Genomic DNA, 19,517 nt, shown 5'->3' with positions numbered 1-19,517 from the left:
TTGCGGTAAATATGGACATGTCAGGACGCCATCCACGCCCTGATAAGGGCAGAGAGGTCTACTGGTGATCTACAAATCTATCGCCGACAGGTTGCGGCTGCGGCTGAATTCGTCGGACTACAACATCGGCAGCCCGTTGCCGGGCGAAAAAGCGCTGGCGCAGGAGTTCGGCGTGGCGCGAATGACCATCCGCAAAGCGCTGGATCTGCTGGTGAGCTGGGGCCTGGTGGAGCGGCGGCACGGCAGCGGAACGTTTGTCGCGCGTAAAGACGTTCACCATGAAACCACAAACCTCACCGGGCTGGTGGAGGTGTTGCGCCAGCAGGGGAAAGAGGTGCAGAGCAAGGTGTTGCAGTTCGAAGTGATGCCCGCGCCGCCCGCCATCGCCAGCCAGCTGCGGATTCAGGTGGATGAGCGGATCTACTTTTCCCGGCGGGTGCGCTACGTGGACGGAAAACCGCTCATGCTGGAGGACAGTTTTATGCCGGTGAAGCTGTTCCGTAACCTCTCTCTGGCGCATCTTGAAGGGTCAAAGTTTGATTACATCGAGAAGGAGTGCGGGATCACCATTAGCGGCAATTACGAGAGCCTGACGCCGGTGCTGGCGGATAAACAGCTGGCGGGTTATCTGAATCTTCCGGAACAAACGCCGCTGCTGCGAATCACGTCCCTTTCCTACAGCGACAGCGGCGAGTTTCTCAACTATTCCGTCATGTTCCGAAACACCAGCGATTACCAGGTGGACTACCATCTGCGGCGCATCCACCCGGACGACCTGTTAGCTCATCCCCCAGAACAGCACCGCCAGTAGCTGCGGGGTGATAATGCGCAGGAACATTACCAGCGGATAAACCGTGGCGTAGGAGAGCGCCGCCGCGCCGCTGGTGGCGTGCAGGTTATTGGCAAAGGCCAGTGCGGGTGGGTCCGTCATCGAGCCCGCAAGCATGCCGCAGAGCGTCAGGTAGTTCATTTTAGCGAACATACGCGCCAGTATGCCTACCGTCAGCAGCGGGATTGCCGTGATGAATATGCCGTAGCCGACCCAGCTCATCCCTTCCCCTCTGACCAGGGTATCGACAAAATCCCCGCCGGACTTCAGCCCGACCACCGCCAGGAACAGCACAATGCCCAGCTCGCGCAGCGCCAGGTTGGCGCTCGGCGGCATAAACCAGTAGAGCTTACCGATGCAGCCAATACGCCCGAGGATCAGCGCCATAATCAGCGGTCCGCCCGCCAGGCCCAGCTTGAGCGCCACCGGGAAGCCCGGCACATACAGCGGAATGGAGCCGAGCAGTACACCCAACCCGATACCAATAAACACCGGCAGCATCTGCACCTGCTGCAGTTTTTGCTGAGCGTTACCGACCATATCCGCGACGGCGTCAATGGACGACGGCCGCCCGACCAAGTTAAGGATATCCCCAAACTGCAGGCTGGCCTCCGGGCTGGCGACCAGTTCCACACCCGCGCGGTTAAGGCGGGAGATCACGACGTCGTAACGCTCTTTCACCTGCAGATCGCGGATTTTCTTGCCGAGAACATGCTCGTTTGTTACCACCACGCGCTCCACGCGCATATCGGTGCCGCGGGTGGAGAGCGAGGTGTCCACTTCCTGACCGATCACCAGCCGCGCGTTGTTGAGATCGCCGGGCTGGCCGACCAGGTGCAGCAGATCCCCCTGCTGAATAATGGTGCCCGGCGCGGGCACCATCAGCATATCGTCGCGCTTAAGGCGCGAGCAGATAATGTTGGCGCTGTTCAGGATCGGCACGTCCTGAATCGCCATATTGTTCAGATTGGGGTTATCGACCCGAATATTGATGGTTTTGATCGGCATATGGCCGTTGGTGAGCGTGGTTTCGTGGTCTTTCGCCTCTTTATCGACGTTAATGCGAAACAGGACGCGTACCAGCCACATGGAGAGCAGAATGCCGCAAATGCCAAACGGATAGGCCATGGCATAGCTCATCCCCATCTGGTCAACAATGCCAGGTTCGATACCCAAATCACGCAGGATTTGCTGTCCCGCGCCGAGCGCAGGCGTGTTGGTCACCGCCCCGGAGAAAATACCCAGCACCACGGGAAGCGGGATTGCGAAAAGTTTATGCAGAAGCGCGGTCACCAGCCCCCCCATCACCACAATCGCGAGAGCAAACAGGTTGAGGCGTAGTCCGGAGACCCGAAGGGAAGCGAAAAAGCCCGGCCCCACCTGAATGCCAATGGTATAGACAAACAGGATCAGGCCAAATTCCTGAATAAAGTGGAGCATTTCGGCGCTGAGGACCAGCCCGAGCTTGTCGGCGAAGTGCCCGACAAAAATACCGCCAAACAGCACCCCGCCAATACCAAACCCGACGCCGCGGATTTTGACGTTGCCAATCCATAGCCCAACGACGGCGACCAGGGCCAACACGCTGACGGTTAACGCGATATCACTCATGATCCCCTTCCTTAGCATAACCTTAGTTATGTTAAGGATTCTCTCAGAGCCGGGGGCGGTTGTATGGGCGATGGCGCACAAAAAAGCCCTGCCGGGGCAGGGCTTTATCTTTACTCCCTCTCCCTTTGGGAGAGGATCGGGCATCAGCCCGCACACTCTTAACTGTTCAACGCCGGTCGGTCGCTAATGGCGATACGCTGCGGCGCGATAGCTTCCGGCACGTTACGGGTCAGATCAATATGCAGCAGCCCGTTAGTAAACGTTGCGCCGGTTACATCCATATGGTCTGCCAGAGTAAAGCTCAGGCTAAACGGCTGATTAACCAGCCCCTGATGCAGCCATTTGGTCTCGGTCTCTTGTTTTTCCGGCGTACCCTTAACGGTCAGGCGCGTGCCTTCAAGCTGGATATCCAGATCCTCCTGACGGAAGCCGGCCAGCGCCAGGGTGATGCGATAGTGGTTATCGTCGCTTTTTTCGATGTTGTACGGCGGAAACGTCTGTTGCTCAGCGGTGTTTTGCAGGGCATTCGCCAGTTTGTCAAAACCAATCCACTGACGCAGTAAGGGGGATAAATCATAGTTACGCATACTAAATCTCCTTCTGAGAAGCGAGTTCGGCACAGTTTAATTTTGTGCGCAGTTGTTCCTGCAAATCCTGATGGATTCGCATATGCTCCCGTTACGGCAAGCAAGTCTGGGTGGGCCGCTCGTGCGACCCGCAAAATTAGTTAATTTCGATACGACGCGGTTTTTTCTCTTCCGGAATCACACGTTCCAGTTCGATAAACAGCAGGCCGTTAACCAGGTTCGCGCCTTTCACGTGAATGTTCTCGGCTAACTGGAACTTGCGTTCAAAGTTGCGCTCGGCGATGCCCTGGTAGAGGTAGGTACGTTCTTTCTGCTCAGCCGTATGGGAACCTTTCACCACCAGCAGGTTGTCCTGCGCGGTGATCTCCAGTTCGTTTTCTGCAAAACCGGCGACGGCAATGGCGATGCGGTAGTGGTTTTCGTCAACCAGCTCAACATTGTAAGGAGGGTAGCCGTTGCTCTGGCTTTGGTTATTTTCTAAATGGTTAAACAGGCGATCAAAACCAATTGCAGAACGGTATAGCGGAGAAAGATCGAAGTTACGCATAAATAAAACTCCTGAAATCAGCGAGAAAATAGTGCCTTCCACCATGGACAGGCCTTTGCGCCCCCGAACACCCATCAGGCGTGTTCGTTATCGGGCCACATTCATAAAATGGGTCTGCAACCGGGCTTTTCAAGCACGACAACTGCACTTTTTTTTGCACTTTTGTGCATCTCGCTTAGACTGGGACAACAGCACAAAGGGTTAAATTGCGATGGCTGCCACAGTGCGGGGGTATCGGGCTATCCATTTTGGATAAGGCTCGCTATAACCCTGAGTTGCAGGTCTATGCAGTGCCATTAACGATGACTGAGTGATGATGAAAAATGTTCTGATAAAGCTGACGACGTTCAGCGGGGTAGTTTTACTTTGCGGGTGTTCGAGCGTGATGTCTCACACCGGCGGTAAAGAAGGAACATATCCGGGGACGCGCGCCAGCGCGGCGATGATCTCCGATGACGATACCAACTGGGGCACCAAATCCCTGGTTATCCTCGATATGCCGTTTACGGCTGTGGCAGATACGCTTCTGCTGCCGTGGGATATATTTCGTAAGGACGACTCTGTGCGCTCACGGGTAGAAAAAAGCGAGCAGGAAAATCTGGCGACAAACGCCGTTATCCCGCCCGCGGAAATGCCTCCACGCTAGTTCTGCGCGGTTTCCGTTAACCAAAGCTGACGGAAACCGCCTGTCTCTTCCATCCACGCAATAAAGCGCCCGTCTGGCGAAAACACCACCGCATCAGCAGACGGTGGATTGCCGTGATCGGACGTCAAAAACGTCACCTCTCCGGTCCGTGCGTCGCAGCAGGCGATACGATCTTCCATGACAAATCCCAGGCGGTTGCCCGAAGGATGCCAGTTAAATGCCGACTGGATACCGTTTTCTGTATGCGTTAACTGGCGCGGCTCGCCGCCCTCGGGGGAGATCAGCCACAGTTGCACGATACCGTTATCATCGCGCATCAGGAACGCAATCTGCGTTCCTTGCGGATTGCTGCGCACCCAGTGACGCGGCACGTTCACCAGCCCCGGATAGCGGTTCTGATGGGTAAAGGTCAGACGACGCTGCTTCACGCCTGCAGGCGGAGCGGGCAGGGTTGCCGGCGTGCCCTGTAGCGGCGCATCGCCCGCACGTTTCCAGCCCTGTTCGTCTTCTGGCAAATCGACAATAAACAGTTCAGGCACTTTTTCGCCCTGTGCGGAGAGGGTGTCACCGATAAACGCCAGCCTGCTGTTGCCTACCCAGCCCTCTTCGTAGGCGCGGTTGATCTCATCGCTGCCTGGCTGCGGCTTGGGCGTCGTGCGGCTAACCAGCACGCTCCAGAAGGTGCCCGAATACGCCCGTGGATGGTTCCCCTTCGGCTTCACCGGGCCGTAAGGCACAGCCACGCCGACGTTGCGTAAATCGAGCTTTGGATCGCGCTCATGCAACACATGGTCGTTATAGGTAAAGCTGACGAACTGCCCGTTCGGGCTAAAGACATGAACATGGGTGCCGCCGCGCAGCGCGCCTGCGGTGTAAGGCGCGGTGATATCCATCGCATCCAGATTGCTCACCTGGCCGTGATGCGCAATCACCCCCTGGCGATGGTGAAAATCATAGTGCCAGTCTGCGTCCGGGTTTTTCGGGCCGTGGATAAAGACATATTTCTCTTGTGCGGGATGAACGGTCACCACGCCAACGTGCGCGCCGTTTGTGGCGCGATAAATCACCTCCACCTCGCCCGAATGGACGTTAACCCGCTCAATGGTTTCACCGGTGAACGACGCGCCTGACGGGCGCACGTCGTAGACCAGCCACTGGCTGTCCGGCGTCCAGGTATTGATATTGGTGAGCTGGTGGTTACGGGAAGCGAAGGTGATTTGTTTCATGAAGATACCCTGATGCGCGGTTTTCGCATCAGGGTAAAACATCCGGAAGAATTAGCCTACTCGTTTAACATCGCCTACCAGCAGGATGTAGGAGAGCGCACCGATCAATGCCACGGCGGAGATGTAGACCAGCGCCGGGCCAAAACCGTAATCCTGCGCCAGGTAACCGATGACCAGCGGCACGGTGATCCCGCCCAGCCCGCCAACGAAGTTGAACACGCCACCGGTCAGGCCGATCAGACGCATCGGTGCCAGCGACGACACCAGCGACCAGGTAATGGAGGCAAAACCGTTTCCGAAGAACGCCACGGCCATCAGGGTCATAATCCATACCGGATCGTTGGTGTAGTTGGCGCCCATGATGCACGTTGAGATCAGCAGCCCGCAGATAATCGGTGTTTTACGCGCAGCCCCCAGCGAGAAGCCTTTTTTCACCAGTTTGTCCGCCAGCCAGCCCGAAAGCAGTACCCCGAAGAAGGCCGCAAGGAACGGTACGGTGGTCATAAAGCCCGCCTTCAGCGCGGTGATCCCTTTCTCCTGCGTCAGGTAGTTCGGGAACCAGGTGAGAAAGAACCACAGCGTCGACGTGACCGCAAACTGGCCCAGATACACCCCCACAAGCTTACGATGGAAGACCAGCTTCCAGTCCGCTCTGGTGAGCGGCTGGCGCGCCTCTTTTTTCACGGGCGCATCGCCATCCACCAGACCGCCGCCATCGCGGATGTAGTCCAGCTCGGCTTTAGTGATGCTTTTGGTCAGCCGCGGAGGTTGGTAGACCTTAAACCAAATTAGCGACCAGATAATGCCGATCCCGCCGGTGACAATAAACACCCAGTGCCAGCTCAGAAGCTCCTGGATCCAGATGAGCAGCGGCGTCAGGAACGCCAGGCCAACAAACTGCCCGGAGGTGTAGAAGCCCACGGCAGAAGCACGCTCATGCTCCGGGAACCAGCTGGTCACCATGCGGTTGTTGGTCGGGAATGCTGGTGCTTCAAAAATACCGGTAATGGCGCGCAGGCCAATCAGCGACATCAGCCCGGTCGCGAAACCCTGGAACAGGGTCGCCACGGACCAGCCTAAAATGGCGATGAAGTAAGTCAGACGTGACCCCACGCGGTCCAGGAACCAGCCGCCGGGGATCTGGCAGAGCGTATAAAGCCAGGCAAATGCCGAGAAGACGTAGCCCATTTCCGCTTTGGTGATACCAAACTCTTCCTGAATATGAGCCGATGCTACGGCAAGATTGGCGCGGTCGACATAGCAAATGACCACGGTAATAAAGATCATGATGAGCGTCAGGTAGCGGCGACGCCCGATTTTTGCAGCAGTAACTGGAATATCCATCGCAATCTGTCTCCAGATTTTGGGCATAGCGAAGCCGCTCACCATGCCCTGTAATTTACAGAGGGTTATAGTTTTGTATGTATGTTTTTTTGCCCGGTGGCGCTTCGCTTACCGGGCCTACGGGAGGGCGATCACCACTCCGCTACGCTGCCGTCCTCATGACGCCACAGCGGGTTACGCCAGTCTGGCGCGTTTTTACTGAGCTCAATAACTTTGGCTTCGTCAATTTCTACGCCCAGGCCCGGCTTCGTTAACGGTTTAAAGAAACCGCCTTCCATGCTGAAGTCTTCTTTGTTTTTCACAAAGTCGAGCAGCTCCGCGCCCTTGTTATAGTGAATGCCCATGCTTTGCTCCTGGAACACGGCATTGCGGGAGACAAAATCTACGTGCAGACAGGCCGCCAGCGCGATCGGCCCGAGCGGACAGTGTGGTGCCAGCGCCACATCGTAGGCTTCTGCCATTCCGGCAATTTTGTAGCATTCGGTGATGCCGCCCGCGTGGGAGAGATCCGGCTGCAGGATCGCAATGCCGCCCGCTTCCAGCACACGTTTAAACTCGAAGCGCGAGAACATGCGTTCACCCGCGGCGATGGGAATGTGCGTCTGTTCTGCCAGTTTCGGATAGTACTCAGCCTGCTCGGCCAGCACTGGCTCTTCAATAAACAGCGGGCGATACGGCTCCAGCTCTTTAATCAGCACTTTCGCCATCGGCGCGCTGACGCGTCCGTGGAAATCCAGCCCAAATTCAATCTCGTTGCCGAAGGCTTCACGGATTTGCGCCACGGTATTCACCGCGCGGTCGACCGCTCGCGAGTTGTCAATCACACCCATCTCTTCACAGCCGTTGAGCTTGAAGGTGTCAAAACCAATGTTGCGCAACTGCGTGATGCCGTCGATCACTTCCGCGGGGCGATCGCCGCCCACCCAGCTGTAGGCTTTGATTTTATCGCGCACCAGGCCGCCCATCAGTTGCCAGACCGGGGCATTCAGCACTTTGCCTTTGATATCCCACAGCGCCTGGTCGATACCGGCGATGGCGCTCATCAGGATCGGGCCACCACGGTAGAAACCGGCACGATACATTACCTGCCACAGGTCGTTGATGCGCGCAGGATCCTGGCCAATCAGGTATTCTCCCAGCTCGTGCACGGCGGCTTCAACCGTGCGCGCACGGCCTTCGATCACCGGCTCACCCCAGCCGACAACACCTTCATCGGTTTCGATTTTCAGGAACATCCAGCGCGGGGGTAAACGGTAAGTGGTAAGTTTGGTTATTTTCATTGCACTGCCTCTCGATACGCTTTCACAAATGCTGCCGCCTGCTGCGCGGTACGTTCCACGGACTGCCCGGCGCGATAGAGATCGCTGCCCAGCCCCGCGCCCACACAGCCTGCTTTTATCCACTGCACCAGGTTTTCTGGCGTGACGCCGCCCACGGCAAAGACCGGCACGCTGGCGGGTAAGACCGCTTTCAGCGCTTTGATGTAATCCGGGCCAAAGGCCGACGACGGGAAAATTTTGAGCGACTGTGCGCCCGCATCGAGAGCGGCAAAGGCTTCTGTGGCCGTGGCGCATCCCGGGCAGACGGTCATGCCGTAACCCACTGCGCGACGAATCACCTCGGGATGAATGTTGGGGGTGACGATAAGCTTGCAGCCCATCTTTGCCAGCCTGTCCACCTGCTCCGGTTTTAGCACGGTCCCCGCGCCAATCAGCGCCTTATCACCAAACGCTTCCACCACTGCCGGGATGCTTTTTTCCCAATCCGGCGAGTTGAGCGGGATTTCTACCGCGTCGAACCCGGCATCGATAACCGCCCCGACATGGGCTAATGCCTCATCGGGCGTGATACCGCGCAAAATCGCGATAAGGGGAAGATCAGTTTGCCACTGCATGAGCGATGCTCCTTATTCCTGCCTGAAATGCCGTGTCACCGGATACCGTTGAGACGTCGTGCCCTGCGCGGCGTAAAGCCTGCTCGTAGCGTGAAGCCAACGATGACCCTGCAACAATCGTGATGGCCTGCCCCTGCGCAACAAAATCACACATGCTGGCGACTTCAGCGCCAATCAGCAGGCCGGAAAGAAACTCGCTGACCTGCTCGCGCGGGAGGGTTCCCAGCACGTGCGAGGCGCGGATTTCAAAAAGAGACGGCAGAACATCAGGCGAAGCGAGGCCGCGCTCAAGACCGGCGGTAAAGGCCTCCGGGGACGTTTTCTGCTCGGGTAAGCCAGCGCCCACCAGAGAATGATTGAGCAGCAAATGGTGTAACTCGCCGGTCATTACAGTGCGAAAATCGTGGATTTGCTCCGTGTCGGCCTGCACCCATTTGCAGTGCGTACCCGGCATCACATAGACAGAAGAAGGAGAAAGCGTGCGCGCGCCGAGCAGCTGCGTCTCTTCGCCGCGCATCACGTTGTGGTTATCATCACGCGAGACGCTCAAACCGGGAATAATCCAGATATTGTCGCCAACGGACGTTAACTGCTCGCCAATAGCGGAGAAATGGACAGGAACAGGCAGATAAGGCGCAACCTTCCAGCCCACGTTACTGCCGACCATTCCCGCCATCACCACCGGCGTCGCGCCATCGCGCCAGTTTTGTGTCACCTCAGCTAACACCGCCTCGGGGGATTTCCCGTTCAGACGCGTAACGCCTGCTTCTGATTGCCTGCTCTCCAGGCACTGCTCGCCCTGGTATAGCCAGGCGCGCAGATTGGTCGATCCCCAGTCAATTGCGATGTAGCGTGATGTCATGTGATTTCCTTCAGCCTTCGTGTCGAGCTGGCAATCATGGTGAGTGCTGCCTGCTCTGCCGCATCGCCGTCCTGATGCCGTATCGCATCAAACAGCGCTTTATGTTCCTGAAGCGTTTTCGGCATGTTGGCCTCATCGCCCATCCAGGTACGTTCAAATACTGCTCGCTGTAGCGAGCTGATCGCCACGCTAAGCTGCTGTAACACCGGGTTATGCACCGACTGCAATACCGCCTCGTGATAGCGAATATCCGCCTCGTTGAACGCTTCCCGGTTCTGGTTATTGGCGATCATGTCGTTGAGCGCTGACTCAATCTGCGCCAGATCGCCTGACGTTGCGCGCTCTGCTGCCCAGCGGGCGATGGCGGGTTCGACCAGGTTTCGTACTTCACTCATCGCACCGATAAGCCGCGGGTCGTAGTCATTTTCCAGCACCCACTGCAGGACATCGGTATCGAGGTAGTTCCACTGGTTACGCGGGGCAACAAACGCGCCGCGATAGCGTTTCATTTCAATCAACCGCTTCGCCATCAGCGAGCGGAACACTTCCCGGATAATGTTGCGTGAAGTTTCAAACTCCTCGCACAGTTCAGCCTCTGCTGGCAGCGGCGAACCGGGAACGTATTTGCCACCCACAATCTGAGTGCCCAGCGTGATGACAATGCGGTCGGTTTTGTTCAGCGTCATGGAGAGTCCTTGTGCTCTGTAAGTCCATCACTACTTTACCGCGACCGCTGAATTTCGCCTCACTTTTGCAGTACAAACGTGAAGCCTTTCGCCTTTGCTGTGCTGGTAATGTAGTACAATCAATTAATGTTGTACTACAATCCAGATCACAAAAAGAACAATTCAATAAACTCAGGGCCAAAAAAAGCCCCGGTTGATAACCGAGGCTGATGATTGCGGGCAATGTGTTACCGGGACAGTACAAATTTCTCAATCGCGTAGGCCACACCGTCTTCGAGGTTGGATTTGGTAACAAAGTTAGCAACCTCTTTCACCGACGGAATGGCGTTATCCATCGCCACGCCCATGCCTGCGAATTCAATCATCGCGATGTCGTTTTCCTGGTCGCCCAGCGCCATGATCTCGTCAGGTTTGATGCCCAGCGCGTCGGCCAGCGATTTTACCCCCGTGCCTTTATTGACGCGTTTATCGAGGATTTCGAGGAAGTACGGCGCGCTTTTTAGCACGGTGTACTTCTCTTTCACCTCGGCCGGAATGCGCGCAATCGCTTTATCCAGGATCTCGGGTTCGTCGATCATCATCACTTTCAGGAACTGGGTCGCCGGATCCATCTTCTCGGCTTCGCAGAACACCAGCGGAATGGTCGCAACATAGGATTCATGTACCGTGTAGTAGCTGATATCACGGTTGGCGGTATAGAGCGTATTGCGATCGAGCGCATGGAAGTGGGAACCCACTTCACGGGACAATTTTTCCAGGAACAGGTAGTCGTCATAGCTCAGTGCAGTTTGCGCAACCGTACTGCCATCCGCGGCTTTTTGTACCAGCGCGCCGTTATAGGTAATGCAGTAGTCGCCAGGCTGATTCATATGCAACTCTTTCAGGTAGCTGTGTACGCCCGCGTACGGACGCCCCGTGGTCAGGACCACATTCACGCCCTTTGCGCGTGCCGCGGCGATCGCGTTTTTAACAGCTGGAGAGATAGTGTGGTCTGGCAGCAGCAGCGTGCCGTCCATATCGATTGCAATGAGTTTAATAGCCATGAGTTCCCCGGGATAAATGAGTGCTGCCTCATGCTAACGCGATTAAGCACACAAAAATAGAGCTACATTGCGCAACAGGAATACCCCTTTTACGCATCCCGGGGGAATGATGACTTACTCGCGGGTGAGAACGATTTTACCGAACGCGCCGCGATCGAGATGGTCGAGCGCCTGTTCAAGTTCATCAAAGCGGTAGCGGTGCTCAATGACCGGCTTCAGACTCGTGACATCAACAGCCCGGACAAAATCCTCCAGCGCCCGGCGATGTCCCACGCCAATCCCCTGAATGACCGGAGATTTCAGCAACAGCTCGCCAGCAGACAATGAAATCTCCGCCCCCGCCAGCACACCAATGACCGATATCCGTCCATGAACGGCTACGGCGCGCAGGGAATGCTTCAGGTTCTCCCCGCCCACGGTTTCAATAATATGGTCGATACCGCGATCCTGCGTCAGTGCCAGCGTCGTTTCAGCCCAGTCGCCTTTCAGGCGGTTGATGCCCTGCCTGGCCCCCAGATTTTTAGCCCGCGCCAGTTTTTCATCACTTCCCGACGTGACAAACACCTCTGCGCCGTGCGCTTTTGCAATTTGCAGTGCGAAAATCGCCACCCCACCTGTGCCCTGTACCAGTACCGTTTGCCCGGCGCGCAAGTTTCCACGCTCGATCAGCGCGAACCACGCCGTAAGCCCGGCGCACGGTAAGGTGCTGGCCTCTGCGTCATCCAGGGTTTCCGGCGCGGCCACCAGCGCATCTTCCTTCACAATCACATACTCAGCCAGCATGCCCTGGAAGTAGCCGCCGGACGTTTTATAGGGCAGATTGCGTGCGTCCGCCTGCGGCTTACCGTCGAACCACTCAGGGAAAAAGGTGGAAATAACGCGAGCGCCGGGCTGGAAACGGGTGACGCCTTCCCCCGTGCTGTCCACCACCCCCGCCATGTCCGAGGCCGGCGTAAACGGGAAGGAAAGCGGGATCGGCATAGTGCCTTCAATCACCATTTTATCGCGATAGTTGAGCGCAACGGCATTCACCCTTACGCGCACTTCACCCGGGCCTGGCTCGGGAACAGGCTCCTGAATAAGTTTGAGGCTTTCGCGCCCAAGGGCGTTCATCGACCAGCGTTGCATTGTCTCTGTCATTTTTCTCTCCTGCCATCCAATAAGTGTCAGGACTACAGTCTACCGTTGACGAAAGATCGCCAGTGGCGATAAGTTTTCTCTTAATTGATGACTGAATAGATACAATCTATGACCGATACACTGAAGGATATTCCTGTTTTTGTGGCCGCCGTTGAGGCGGGAAGTTTTGCGCAGGCCGCTATCCGTCTGCATTTGTCACGCTCAGCGGTCGGAAAAAGCATCGCTCGCCTTGAAGAGCGGCTGGGGGTACGCCTGTTTCAGCGCACGACCCGCAGCCAGAGCCTGACTGATAACGGCGCCCTTTTTTACGAGCGCTGCCTGCGCGCGCTGGAAGAAATCCGCGGCGCAGAATCGCTGCTGGAAACAGGGAAACAGCAGGTCAGCGGCCGCCTGCGTGTTGCTATGCCGGTGCTGTTTGGTCGCCAGTGCGTCGCCCCGCTGCTGATAGACCTGGCGCAGGAACACCCCGGGCTTGAGCTCGAAATGTCATTCAGCGACCGCGTGGTGGATCTTGTCGAGGAAGGGTTTGACATGGCGGTACGCAACGGCACGCTGCAGGACAGCAGCGTTCTGGTCGCCAGAAGACTGGGAGAACACCGCATGGTGCTGTGCGCCGCGCCGGAGTATCTGCAGAAAAGAGGTCAGCCTGAAACGGTGGCTGATTTGCCCCACCATGCGGCCATTAACTATCTGCGGGCAGGCAGAGTGCTACCCTGGCAACTGATGGATAACGCAGGGGCCTCGCACACCTTTACCCCCCGCTCATCACTCAATATGGATGACTTGCAGGCGATCTGCGACGCGGCGCTGGCCGGACACGGCATTGCATGGTTGCCCTGCTGGATGGCCAGCCGGGAAATTCATCAGGGAAAACTCGTCCCGCTGTTAAAGCAGGCACCGGATTTGCGCTTCGACGTGCATGCGGTCTGGCAACAGACGCCGCATCTGCCGCTGAGAGTCAGAATTGCCGTCGATACGCTCGCCAGCCGTTTACCGTCAGTGCTGTCGCAGGAAATGCCTGCGCCCATAAAAAAGCCGCGCTAAACGCGCGGCCTGAGTAAAGCAGTATGACAACGATTAAATATCGATATTTGCCGCTTTCAGCGCGTTCTCTTCGATGAAGGCACGACGTGGTTCCACCGCATCGCCCATCAGCGTTGTGAACAGCTGGTCAGCCGCAATCGCGTCTTTGACGGTGACACGCAGCATGCGGCGGCTCTCCGGATCCATGGTGGTTTCCCACAGCTGATCCGGGTTCATTTCGCCCAGACCTTTATAACGCTGAATGGAGAGACCACGGCGGGACTCTTTCACCAGCCAGTCCAGCGCCTGCTCGAAGCTGGCTACCGGCTGACGGCGCTCGCCACGCTCAATGAACGCATCGTCTTCGATCAGCCCGCGCAGCTTCTCGCCGAGCGTGCAGATGCGACGGTATTCCGGGCCGGTCACGAACTCGTGCTCCAGCGGGTAGTCGGTGTCGACGCCGTGGGTACGCACGCGAACAATCGGCTCGAACTGCTGAGCGGCGTTCTGCTGAACATCAAATTTCCACTGGCTACCGTGCTGCTCTTTCTCGTTCAGCTCGCTCACCAGGGTGTTCACCCAGCGGGTAACGGCCTGTTCACTGCTCAGATCGGCTTCGGTCAGGGTTGGCTGGTAGACCAACTCCTTCAGCAGCGCTTTCGGATAACGACGCTCCATACGGCCGATCATTTTCTGCGTGGCGTTGAACTCAGACACCAGACGCTCCAGCGGTTCACCCGCCAGTGCTGGTGCGCTGGAGTTCGCGTGCAGGGTCGCACCATCAAGCGCGATAGCGATTTGGTACTGATCCATCGCATCGTCATCTTTAATGTACTGTTCCTGCTTGCCTTTTTTCACCTTGTACAGCGGCGGCTGAGCAATGTAGACGTGGCCACGCTCAACGATTTCCGGCATCTGGCGGTAGAAGAAGGTCAACAGCAGCGTACGGATGTGAGAGCCGTCGACGTCCGCATCGGTCATGATGATGATGCTGTGATAGCGCAGCTTGTCCGGGTTGTATTCGTCACGGCCAATGCCGCAGCCCAGCGCGGTGATCAGCGTCGCCACTTCCTGAGAAGAGAGCATCTTGTCGAAGCGCGCCTTCTCAACGTTAAGGATTTTACCCTTCAGCGGCAGAATCGCCTGGTTCTTACGGTTACGGCCCTGCTTCGCAGAACCGCCCGCGGAGTCCCCTTCCACAAGGTACAGTTCGGACAGCGCCGGGTCACGTTCCTGACAGTCAGCCAGTTTGCCCGGCAGACCCGCGAGGTCCAGCGCGCCTTTACGACGCGTCATTTCACGGGCTTTACGCGCCGCTTCACGAGCACGTGCTGCATCAATGATTTTACCGACAACGATTTTCGCGTCGTTCGGGTTCTCCTGCAGGTAGTCGCTCAGCAGTTCGTTCATCTGCTGTTCAACCGCCGATTTCACCTCTGAGGAGACCAGCTTGTCTTTGGTCTGAGAGGAGAACTTCGGATCCGGCACTTTCACGGAGACAACAGCAATCAGGCCTTCACGGGCATCGTCACCGGTGGCGCTGACTTTCGCTTTTTTGCTGTAACCTTCTTTGTCCATGTAGGCGTTCAGGGTACGGGTCATCGCCGCACGGAAGCCTGCAAGGTGGGTACCGCCGTCACGCTGTGGAATGTTGTTGGTGAAGCAGTAGATGTTTTCCTGGAAACCGTCGTTCCACTGCAGTGCCACTTCCACGCCAATACCGTCTTTTTCGGTGGAGAAGTAGAAGATATTCGGGTGAATAGGCGTTTTGTTCTTGTTCAGATACTCAACGAACGCCTTAATACCGCCTTCGTAGTGGAAGTGGTCTTCTTTGTTGTCGCGTTTGTCGCGCAGGCGAATTGAGACGCCAGAGTTCAGGAACGACAGTTCACGCAGGCGTTTCGCCAGAATGTCGTACTCGAATTCGGTCACGTTGGTGAAGGTTTCAAGGCTTGGCCAGAAACGCACCATCGTACCGGTTTTTTCGGTCTCGCCGGTCACGGCCAGCGGGGCTTCAGGCACGCCGTGCTGATAGATCTGACGGTGAATTTTGCCTTCGCGCTGGATAACCAGTTCCAGTTTCTGCGACAGGGCGTTTACCACGGAAACACCTACGCCGTGCAGGCCGCCGGAGACTTTATAGGAGTTATCGTCGAACTTACCGCCGGCGTGCAGAACGGTCATGATCACTTCTGCAGCGGACACGCCCTCTTCAGGGTGAATACCGGTCGGGATGCCACGGCCGTCATCCTGTACGGAAACGGAGTTATCGGCGTGGATAGTGACGATAATGTCTTTACAGTGACCCGCGAGCGCTTCGTCGATAGCGTTATCTACCACCTCGAATACCATGTGGTGCAGACCGGTGCCGTCATCCGTGTCGCCGATATACATACCCGGGCGCTTACGCACCGCATCCAGCCCTTTCAGGACTTTGATACTGGAGGAGTCATAAGAATTCGACATCAACGTTTCTCGCTCATTTCAACTTGGGTTAATCCGTTATTTTACCCTTTTCCACGGTAAACATCTTCGAATTTTCGTCCGACATGTCCATAACGTGTTCAGCGCTAATGGCGCTGACGAAAACCTGCGACTGCGTGGCTTTTAAGCGGCTGGCAAGCAGCCCGCGACGCGCGTCGTCAAGTTCCGAGGCAAAATCATCTATCAGGTACAGGCAGCGTCGCCCGCTCTCACGGGTGAGAAACTCCCCCTGCGCCAGGCGCAGCGCGCACATCAGGAGCTTGAGCTGCCCGCGCGACAGCGTGTCTTCCACCGGCGCACCGTCGGCACGAATGCGGAAATCCGCCTTGTGCGGGCCGTGCGCGGTGTAGGTCAACATGCGGTCGCGCTCGAAGTTTCTCTCTAACACCTCGGCATAATCCGTCTCTTTCTCCCAGCCGCGCTGGAAGGAGAAGGTGAGAGAGAATTCGGGTAAAAACTGTTTGCAGGTGTCGGCCATGTCTTCGGCAATACCTGCGCTGTATTCGGCACGCCAGCGGCTGATTTGTTCCGCAAGAGGAATGAGTTCCATGTCCCACGGGCGCAGCTGGGCGTAGCGCGTCACCTGGCGCAATGCGGCGTTACGCTGCTTAAGCAGGCGCTTCAGGTTGCTCCAGGCATTAAAGAAACCGGCTTCGTTGTGAAAGCATCCCCAGTCGAGGAACGCTCTTCTGTATTTGGGGCCGCCGTTGAGTAAAGTAAACCCCTCCGGCGTAATCAGCTGCATCGGCATCAGCAGCGCCAGTTCCGCCACCTTGTGGCCGTCGGTACCGTCGATGCGCACCTTGCTGTCGCCCTGCTTGTCTTTGGTCAGGCCGATGGCGGTCTCCCGTTCCTCGCCCTGCAAACGCCCGTGCAGAACAAAAGACTCCTGTTCGTGGCGAATGACGCGACCAATCTGCAAACTGCGAAACGCCCGACCGTGGCCGAGCGTATAGATGGCCTCAAGCACGCTGGTTTTGCCGCTGCCGTTGGCGCCAACCAGGAAGTTAAAGCCAGGGGATAAAGCGAGATCCGCGCTTTCGATATTGCGAAAGTCGCGGATCAACAGACGGGTGAGCGACATTACAGTCTCATTGGCATGACAACATAGGCAGCCGACTGTGATGCGGCATCTTCAATCTGTACGCTTGATACGGAATCGGTCAGCAGGATGCGCACGTTCTCGCATTTCAGCGCATTCAGCACGTCCAGCACGTAGCTGACGTTAAAGCCGATTTCCATCTCTGCGCCGGCGTAGGTGACGTCCAGAATCTCTTCTGCCTCTTCCTGCTCCGGGTTGTTAGCGGTGATTTTGATCTGATTTTCACTGACGTACAGGCGCACGCCGCGGAATTTCTCGTTCGAGAGAATGGCCGCGCGGGCAAACGCCTGCTTGAGGCTGTCGCAACCTGCTTCCAGCGTTTTGTCCGGGTTCTTCGGCAATACGCGGCGATAATCCGGGAAACGACCGTCAACCAGCTTCGATGTGAAGACAAAATCACCCACATGCGCGCGAATGTTGTTGCTGCCGATCTGCACGCGCAGCGGCGTATCGCCGCCGTCGAGCATACGCATCAGCTCAATCACCCCTTTACGCGGCACGATCACCGAATGGTTGGGCAGCGCGTCACCAATCGGCATAGAACAGACCGCCAGACGGTGGCCGTCAGTGGCCACGGTACGCAGCTCTTCACCTTCGGTTTCGAACAGCATGCCGTTTAAGTAGTAACGAACGTCCTGATGCGCCATCGAGAACTGCGTGGCTTCAATCAGACGCTTCATCGTCGCCTGCGGCAGGGTGAATTCGACTTCACTTTGCCAGTCGTCCAGGTTCGGGAAGTCCGCAGCGGGCAGCGTGGAGAGCGAGAAACGACTGCGGCCAGAGCGCACCAGCATACGGTCGCCTTCAAGCTGCACAGCGATTTCAGCGCCTTCCGGCAGCCCACGGCAGATATCAAAGAATTTACGTGCCGGAACCGTGGTCGCGCCTGCGTCGTGCGGCTGCGTCAACGTAACGCGTGCGATCATTTCCATTTCCAGATCTGTACCGGTCAGCGACAGCGTACCGTCCGCGACCTGAAGCAGCAGGTTTCCGAGAATAGGCAGCGTTGGGCGGCCACCTAATGGGCCACTCACCTGTTGCAGCGGTTTTAATAAATGTTCACGTTCAACGGTAAATTTCATAGCGTCACGATGATAATGTTCTGATTAGATTGGAAAAATCTTCTTTTATGTCGTGGCTTTCTTCGCGTAACTGCTCAATCTTGCGACACGCATGCAGCACGGTCGTATGGTCGCGGCCACCAAACGCATCCCCGATTTCCGGCAGACTGTGGTTGGTTAACTCCTTTGCCAGCGCCATCGCCATCTGACGCGGACGCGCCACCGAGCGGGAACGACGTTTAGACAGTAAATCAGCCACTTTGATCTTGTAGTACTCAGCCACCGTCTTTTGAATATTGTCGATGGTGACCAGTTTTTCCTGCAATGCCAGCAAATCGCGCAGCGCTTCACGCACAAAATCGATGGTGATTGCACGACCGGTGAAGTTGGCATTGGCGATAACGCGGTTCAGTGCCCCTTCCAGCTCGCGCACGTTGGAGCGCAGACGCTTGGCAATGAAGAACGCCACTTCACCCGGCAGGCGAATGTCGTTTTCATCGGCTTTCTTCATCAGGATCGCAACGCGGGTTTCCAGCTCCGGTGGCTCGATCGCCACGGTCAGGCCCCAGCCGAAGCGGGATTTCAGACGATCTTCAACACCGTTGATCTCTTTTGGATAACGATCCGAGGTCAAAATGATCTGCTGATTGCCTTCCAGCAGGGCGTTGAAGGTGTGGAAAAACTCTTCCTGCGATCGTTCTTTATTGGCAAAGAACTGAATGTCATCGATCAGCAGCGCGTCAACGGAACGATAGTAGCGTTTAAACTCTTCGATCGCATTGTTTTGCAGGGCTTTAACCATGTCCTGAACGAAGCGCTCGGAGTGCATATACACCACTTTGGCATTTGGCTTGCGCGCCATAATGCCATTACCCACCGCATGCAGCAGGTGGGTTTTACCCAGACCCGTGCCGCCATAAAGAAACAGCGGGTTATAGGCCCCACCCGGGTTATCAGCAACCTGGCGAGCCGCCGCGCGCGCCAGCTGGTTCGACTTACCTTCAACGAAGTTATCGAACGTGTGTTTCACGTTAACGTTAGAGCGGTAGGTTGGCTCAGCCGGTGCCGGGACGTTATCCCAGCCCTGACGAGCAGGCGCGACACGAGGCGCTGGCGCGGGAGCGGCCTGGGCAGGCGCTGCCACATTGACGGTTTCACGAACGGTTTGGGTAACCGGCTTTGTGCCTACTTCAAAGCGCAGCTGTGGGGCATCTGACCCGCAGAAATCGTTCAGCAGTCCATTGATGTTGTTAAGGTACTTGTCCCTTACCCAATCGAGCACAAAACGGTTTGGCGCATACAAAGCCAGCGTGTTATCGCTCAGTTCCGCCTGCAACGGGCGGATCCACATACTGAATTCTGTGGCTGGTAACTCATCCTGCAATCGGGCAAGACACTGCTGCCAAAGCGAAAGTGACACGGCGGACTCCAC

18 protein-coding genes and 1 other annotated feature are annotated in these 19,517 nt (G+C 56.7%); of the genes, 3 read left to right on the top strand and 15 right to left on the bottom strand.

The window, feature by feature from the left end; all coding sequences use genetic code 11:
- The first annotated feature begins 64 nt into the window (after positions 1-64).
- A complete protein-coding gene (locus tag SP99_RS00090; protein ID WP_025756982.1) occupies positions 65-811 on the top strand; it encodes a GntR family transcriptional regulator in 747 nt (248 codons plus the stop codon).
- Here SP99_RS00090 and SP99_RS00085 read toward each other — a convergent pair.
- From SP99_RS00085 to ibpA, 3 genes are all read right to left on the bottom strand, one after another.
- The gene (locus tag SP99_RS00085; protein ID WP_047957403.1) at positions 779-2,440 is read right to left on the bottom strand and encodes a putative transporter; all 1,662 of its coding nucleotides are present in this window, start codon (positions 2,438-2,440) and stop codon (positions 779-781) included. The genes SP99_RS00090 and SP99_RS00085 overlap by 33 nt on opposite strands.
- A 158-nt stretch (positions 2,441-2,598) precedes the next feature.
- Positions 2,599-3,027: a small heat shock chaperone IbpB gene (gene ibpB, locus SP99_RS00080; protein WP_047957402.1), complete on the bottom strand. Its 429-nt coding sequence runs from the start codon at positions 3,025-3,027 to the stop codon at positions 2,599-2,601.
- Positions 3,028-3,163: 136 nt separating this feature from the next.
- On the bottom strand, positions 3,164-3,574 hold the full coding sequence (ibpA, locus tag SP99_RS00075) for a small heat shock chaperone IbpA (protein WP_008500162.1): 411 nt from the start codon (positions 3,572-3,574) through the stop codon (positions 3,164-3,166).
- Positions 3,568-3,639 (bottom strand) — a sequence feature (ROSE (Repression Of Heat Shock gene Expression) occurs in the 5'-region of heat shock genes and acts as an RNA thermometer to modulate expression.). It overlaps the preceding gene by 7 nt.
- A gap of 248 nt (positions 3,640-3,887) precedes the next feature.
- On the opposite strand from ibpA, the gene SP99_RS00070 reads away from it, so the two are divergent.
- Complete coding sequence (locus tag SP99_RS00070; RefSeq protein ID WP_025756979.1) at positions 3,888-4,220, top strand: YceK/YidQ family lipoprotein; 333 nt, start codon at positions 3,888-3,890, stop codon at positions 4,218-4,220.
- Here the strand turns inward: SP99_RS00070 and SP99_RS00065 are convergent.
- The 8 genes from SP99_RS00065 to SP99_RS00030 all read right to left on the bottom strand — a co-directional run bounded on the left by SP99_RS00065 (position 4,217) and on the right by SP99_RS00030 (position 12,415).
- Positions 4,217-5,446 carry a YidR family protein gene (locus tag SP99_RS00065; RefSeq protein WP_197086095.1) on the bottom strand — a complete coding sequence of 410 codons (1,230 nt, stop codon included), beginning with the start codon at positions 5,444-5,446 and terminating at the stop codon, positions 4,217-4,219. The two genes, SP99_RS00070 and SP99_RS00065, sit on opposite strands and share 4 nt — an antisense overlap.
- Before the next feature lie 51 nt (positions 5,447-5,497).
- A complete protein-coding gene (locus tag SP99_RS00060) occupies positions 5,498-6,835 on the bottom strand; it encodes an MFS transporter (protein ID WP_162185037.1) in 1,338 nt (445 codons plus the stop codon).
- Positions 6,836-6,921: 86 nt separating this feature from the next.
- Positions 6,922-8,070: a galactonate dehydratase gene (gene dgoD / locus SP99_RS00055; protein WP_047957400.1), complete on the bottom strand. Its 1,149-nt coding sequence runs from the start codon at positions 8,068-8,070 to the stop codon at positions 6,922-6,924.
- Positions 8,067-8,684, bottom strand: a complete 618-nt coding sequence (locus SP99_RS00050) for a 2-dehydro-3-deoxy-6-phosphogalactonate aldolase (RefSeq protein ID WP_047957399.1) — start codon at positions 8,682-8,684, stop codon at positions 8,067-8,069. The genes dgoD and SP99_RS00050 overlap by 4 nt, the downstream gene beginning before the upstream one ends.
- Positions 8,668-9,546 (bottom strand): 2-dehydro-3-deoxygalactonokinase, encoded by an 879-nt coding sequence (locus SP99_RS00045; protein WP_047957398.1) that lies wholly within the window; start codon positions 9,544-9,546, stop codon positions 8,668-8,670. Before SP99_RS00045 ends, SP99_RS00050 begins: the two co-directional genes overlap by 17 nt.
- Positions 9,543-10,232 (bottom strand): D-galactonate utilization transcriptional regulator DgoR, encoded by a 690-nt coding sequence (gene dgoR / locus SP99_RS00040; protein WP_003861109.1) that lies wholly within the window; start codon positions 10,230-10,232, stop codon positions 9,543-9,545. Before dgoR ends, SP99_RS00045 begins: the two co-directional genes overlap by 4 nt.
- Positions 10,233-10,459: 227 nt before the next feature.
- Positions 10,460-11,275, bottom strand: coding sequence for a sugar-phosphatase (gene yidA / locus SP99_RS00035; protein WP_045285338.1), 816 nt, complete (start codon positions 11,273-11,275; stop codon positions 10,460-10,462).
- Between the two features lie 114 nt (positions 11,276-11,389).
- Positions 11,390-12,415, bottom strand: coding sequence for a zinc-dependent alcohol dehydrogenase family protein (locus tag SP99_RS00030; protein ID WP_045285339.1), 1,026 nt, complete (start codon positions 12,413-12,415; stop codon positions 11,390-11,392).
- A gap of 108 nt (positions 12,416-12,523) precedes the next feature.
- On the opposite strand from SP99_RS00030, the gene SP99_RS00025 reads away from it, so the two are divergent.
- Positions 12,524-13,459: a LysR family transcriptional regulator gene (locus tag SP99_RS00025; protein ID WP_047957397.1), complete on the top strand. Its 936-nt coding sequence runs from the start codon at positions 12,524-12,526 to the stop codon at positions 13,457-13,459.
- A gap of 33 nt (positions 13,460-13,492) precedes the next feature.
- Here SP99_RS00025 and gyrB read toward each other — a convergent pair whose 3' ends face one another.
- From gyrB to dnaA, 4 genes are read right to left on the bottom strand one after another with little or no spacing between them, the layout of a single operon-like run.
- A complete protein-coding gene (gene gyrB / locus SP99_RS00020) occupies positions 13,493-15,904 on the bottom strand; it encodes a DNA topoisomerase (ATP-hydrolyzing) subunit B (protein WP_047957396.1) in 2,412 nt (803 codons plus the stop codon).
- A gap of 28 nt (positions 15,905-15,932) precedes the next feature.
- Positions 15,933-17,006, bottom strand: a complete 1,074-nt coding sequence (recF, locus tag SP99_RS00015; RefSeq protein ID WP_013094779.1) for a DNA replication/repair protein RecF — start codon at positions 17,004-17,006, stop codon at positions 15,933-15,935.
- The gene (dnaN, locus tag SP99_RS00010) at positions 17,006-18,106 is read right to left on the bottom strand and encodes a DNA polymerase III subunit beta (RefSeq protein WP_014830028.1); all 1,101 of its coding nucleotides are present in this window, start codon (positions 18,104-18,106) and stop codon (positions 17,006-17,008) included. The genes recF and dnaN overlap by 1 nt, the downstream gene beginning before the upstream one ends.
- A gap of 4 nt (positions 18,107-18,110) precedes the next feature.
- Complete coding sequence (gene dnaA / locus SP99_RS00005) at positions 18,111-19,505, bottom strand: chromosomal replication initiator protein DnaA (RefSeq protein ID WP_010426558.1); 1,395 nt, start codon at positions 19,503-19,505, stop codon at positions 18,111-18,113.
- Between the last annotated feature and the right edge of the window lie 12 nt (positions 19,506-19,517).

It is taken from the genome of Enterobacter sp. BIDMC92 (genome assembly GCF_001030225.1).
GTDB classification, from domain to species: Bacteria; Pseudomonadota; Gammaproteobacteria; order Enterobacterales; family Enterobacteriaceae; genus Enterobacter; species Enterobacter sichuanensis.
Note: the sequence above shows the minus strand (reverse complement) of the source record. Positions and strands in the feature narration are given on the sequence as shown.

Coding starts and splice junctions, on each gene's coding strand:
- SP99_RS00085 (WP_047957403.1), bottom strand. CDS start 2,440: ATGAGTGATATCGCGTTAACCGTCAGCGTGTTGGCCCTGGTCGCCGTC.
- ibpB (WP_047957402.1), bottom strand. CDS start 3,027: ATGCGTAACTATGATTTATCCCCCTTACTGCGTCAGTGGATTGGTTTT.
- ibpA (WP_008500162.1), bottom strand. CDS start 3,574: ATGCGTAACTTCGATCTTTCTCCGCTATACCGTTCTGCAATTGGTTTT.
- SP99_RS00070 (WP_025756979.1), top strand. CDS start 3,888: ATGATGAAAAATGTTCTGATAAAGCTGACGACGTTCAGCGGGGTAGTT.
- SP99_RS00065 (WP_197086095.1), bottom strand. CDS start 5,446: ATGAAACAAATCACCTTCGCTTCCCGTAACCACCAGCTCACCAATATC.
- SP99_RS00060 (WP_162185037.1), bottom strand. CDS start 6,835: ATGGTGAGCGGCTTCGCTATGCCCAAAATCTGGAGACAGATTGCGATG.
- dgoD (WP_047957400.1), bottom strand. CDS start 8,070: ATGAAAATAACCAAACTTACCACTTACCGTTTACCCCCGCGCTGGATG.
- SP99_RS00050 (WP_047957399.1), bottom strand. CDS start 8,684: ATGCAGTGGCAAACTGATCTTCCCCTTATCGCGATTTTGCGCGGTATC.
- SP99_RS00045 (WP_047957398.1), bottom strand. CDS start 9,546: ATGACATCACGCTACATCGCAATTGACTGGGGATCGACCAATCTGCGC.
- dgoR (WP_003861109.1), bottom strand. CDS start 10,232: ATGACGCTGAACAAAACCGACCGCATTGTCATCACGCTGGGCACTCAG.
- yidA (WP_045285338.1), bottom strand. CDS start 11,275: ATGGCTATTAAACTCATTGCAATCGATATGGACGGCACGCTGCTGCTG.
- SP99_RS00030 (WP_045285339.1), bottom strand. CDS start 12,415: ATGACAGAGACAATGCAACGCTGGTCGATGAACGCCCTTGGGCGCGAA.
- SP99_RS00025 (WP_047957397.1), top strand. CDS start 12,524: ATGACCGATACACTGAAGGATATTCCTGTTTTTGTGGCCGCCGTTGAG.
- gyrB (WP_047957396.1), bottom strand. CDS start 15,904: ATGTCGAATTCTTATGACTCCTCCAGTATCAAAGTCCTGAAAGGGCTG.
- recF (WP_013094779.1), bottom strand. CDS start 17,006: ATGTCGCTCACCCGTCTGTTGATCCGCGACTTTCGCAATATCGAAAGC.
- dnaN (WP_014830028.1), bottom strand. CDS start 18,106: ATGAAATTTACCGTTGAACGTGAACATTTATTAAAACCGCTGCAACAG.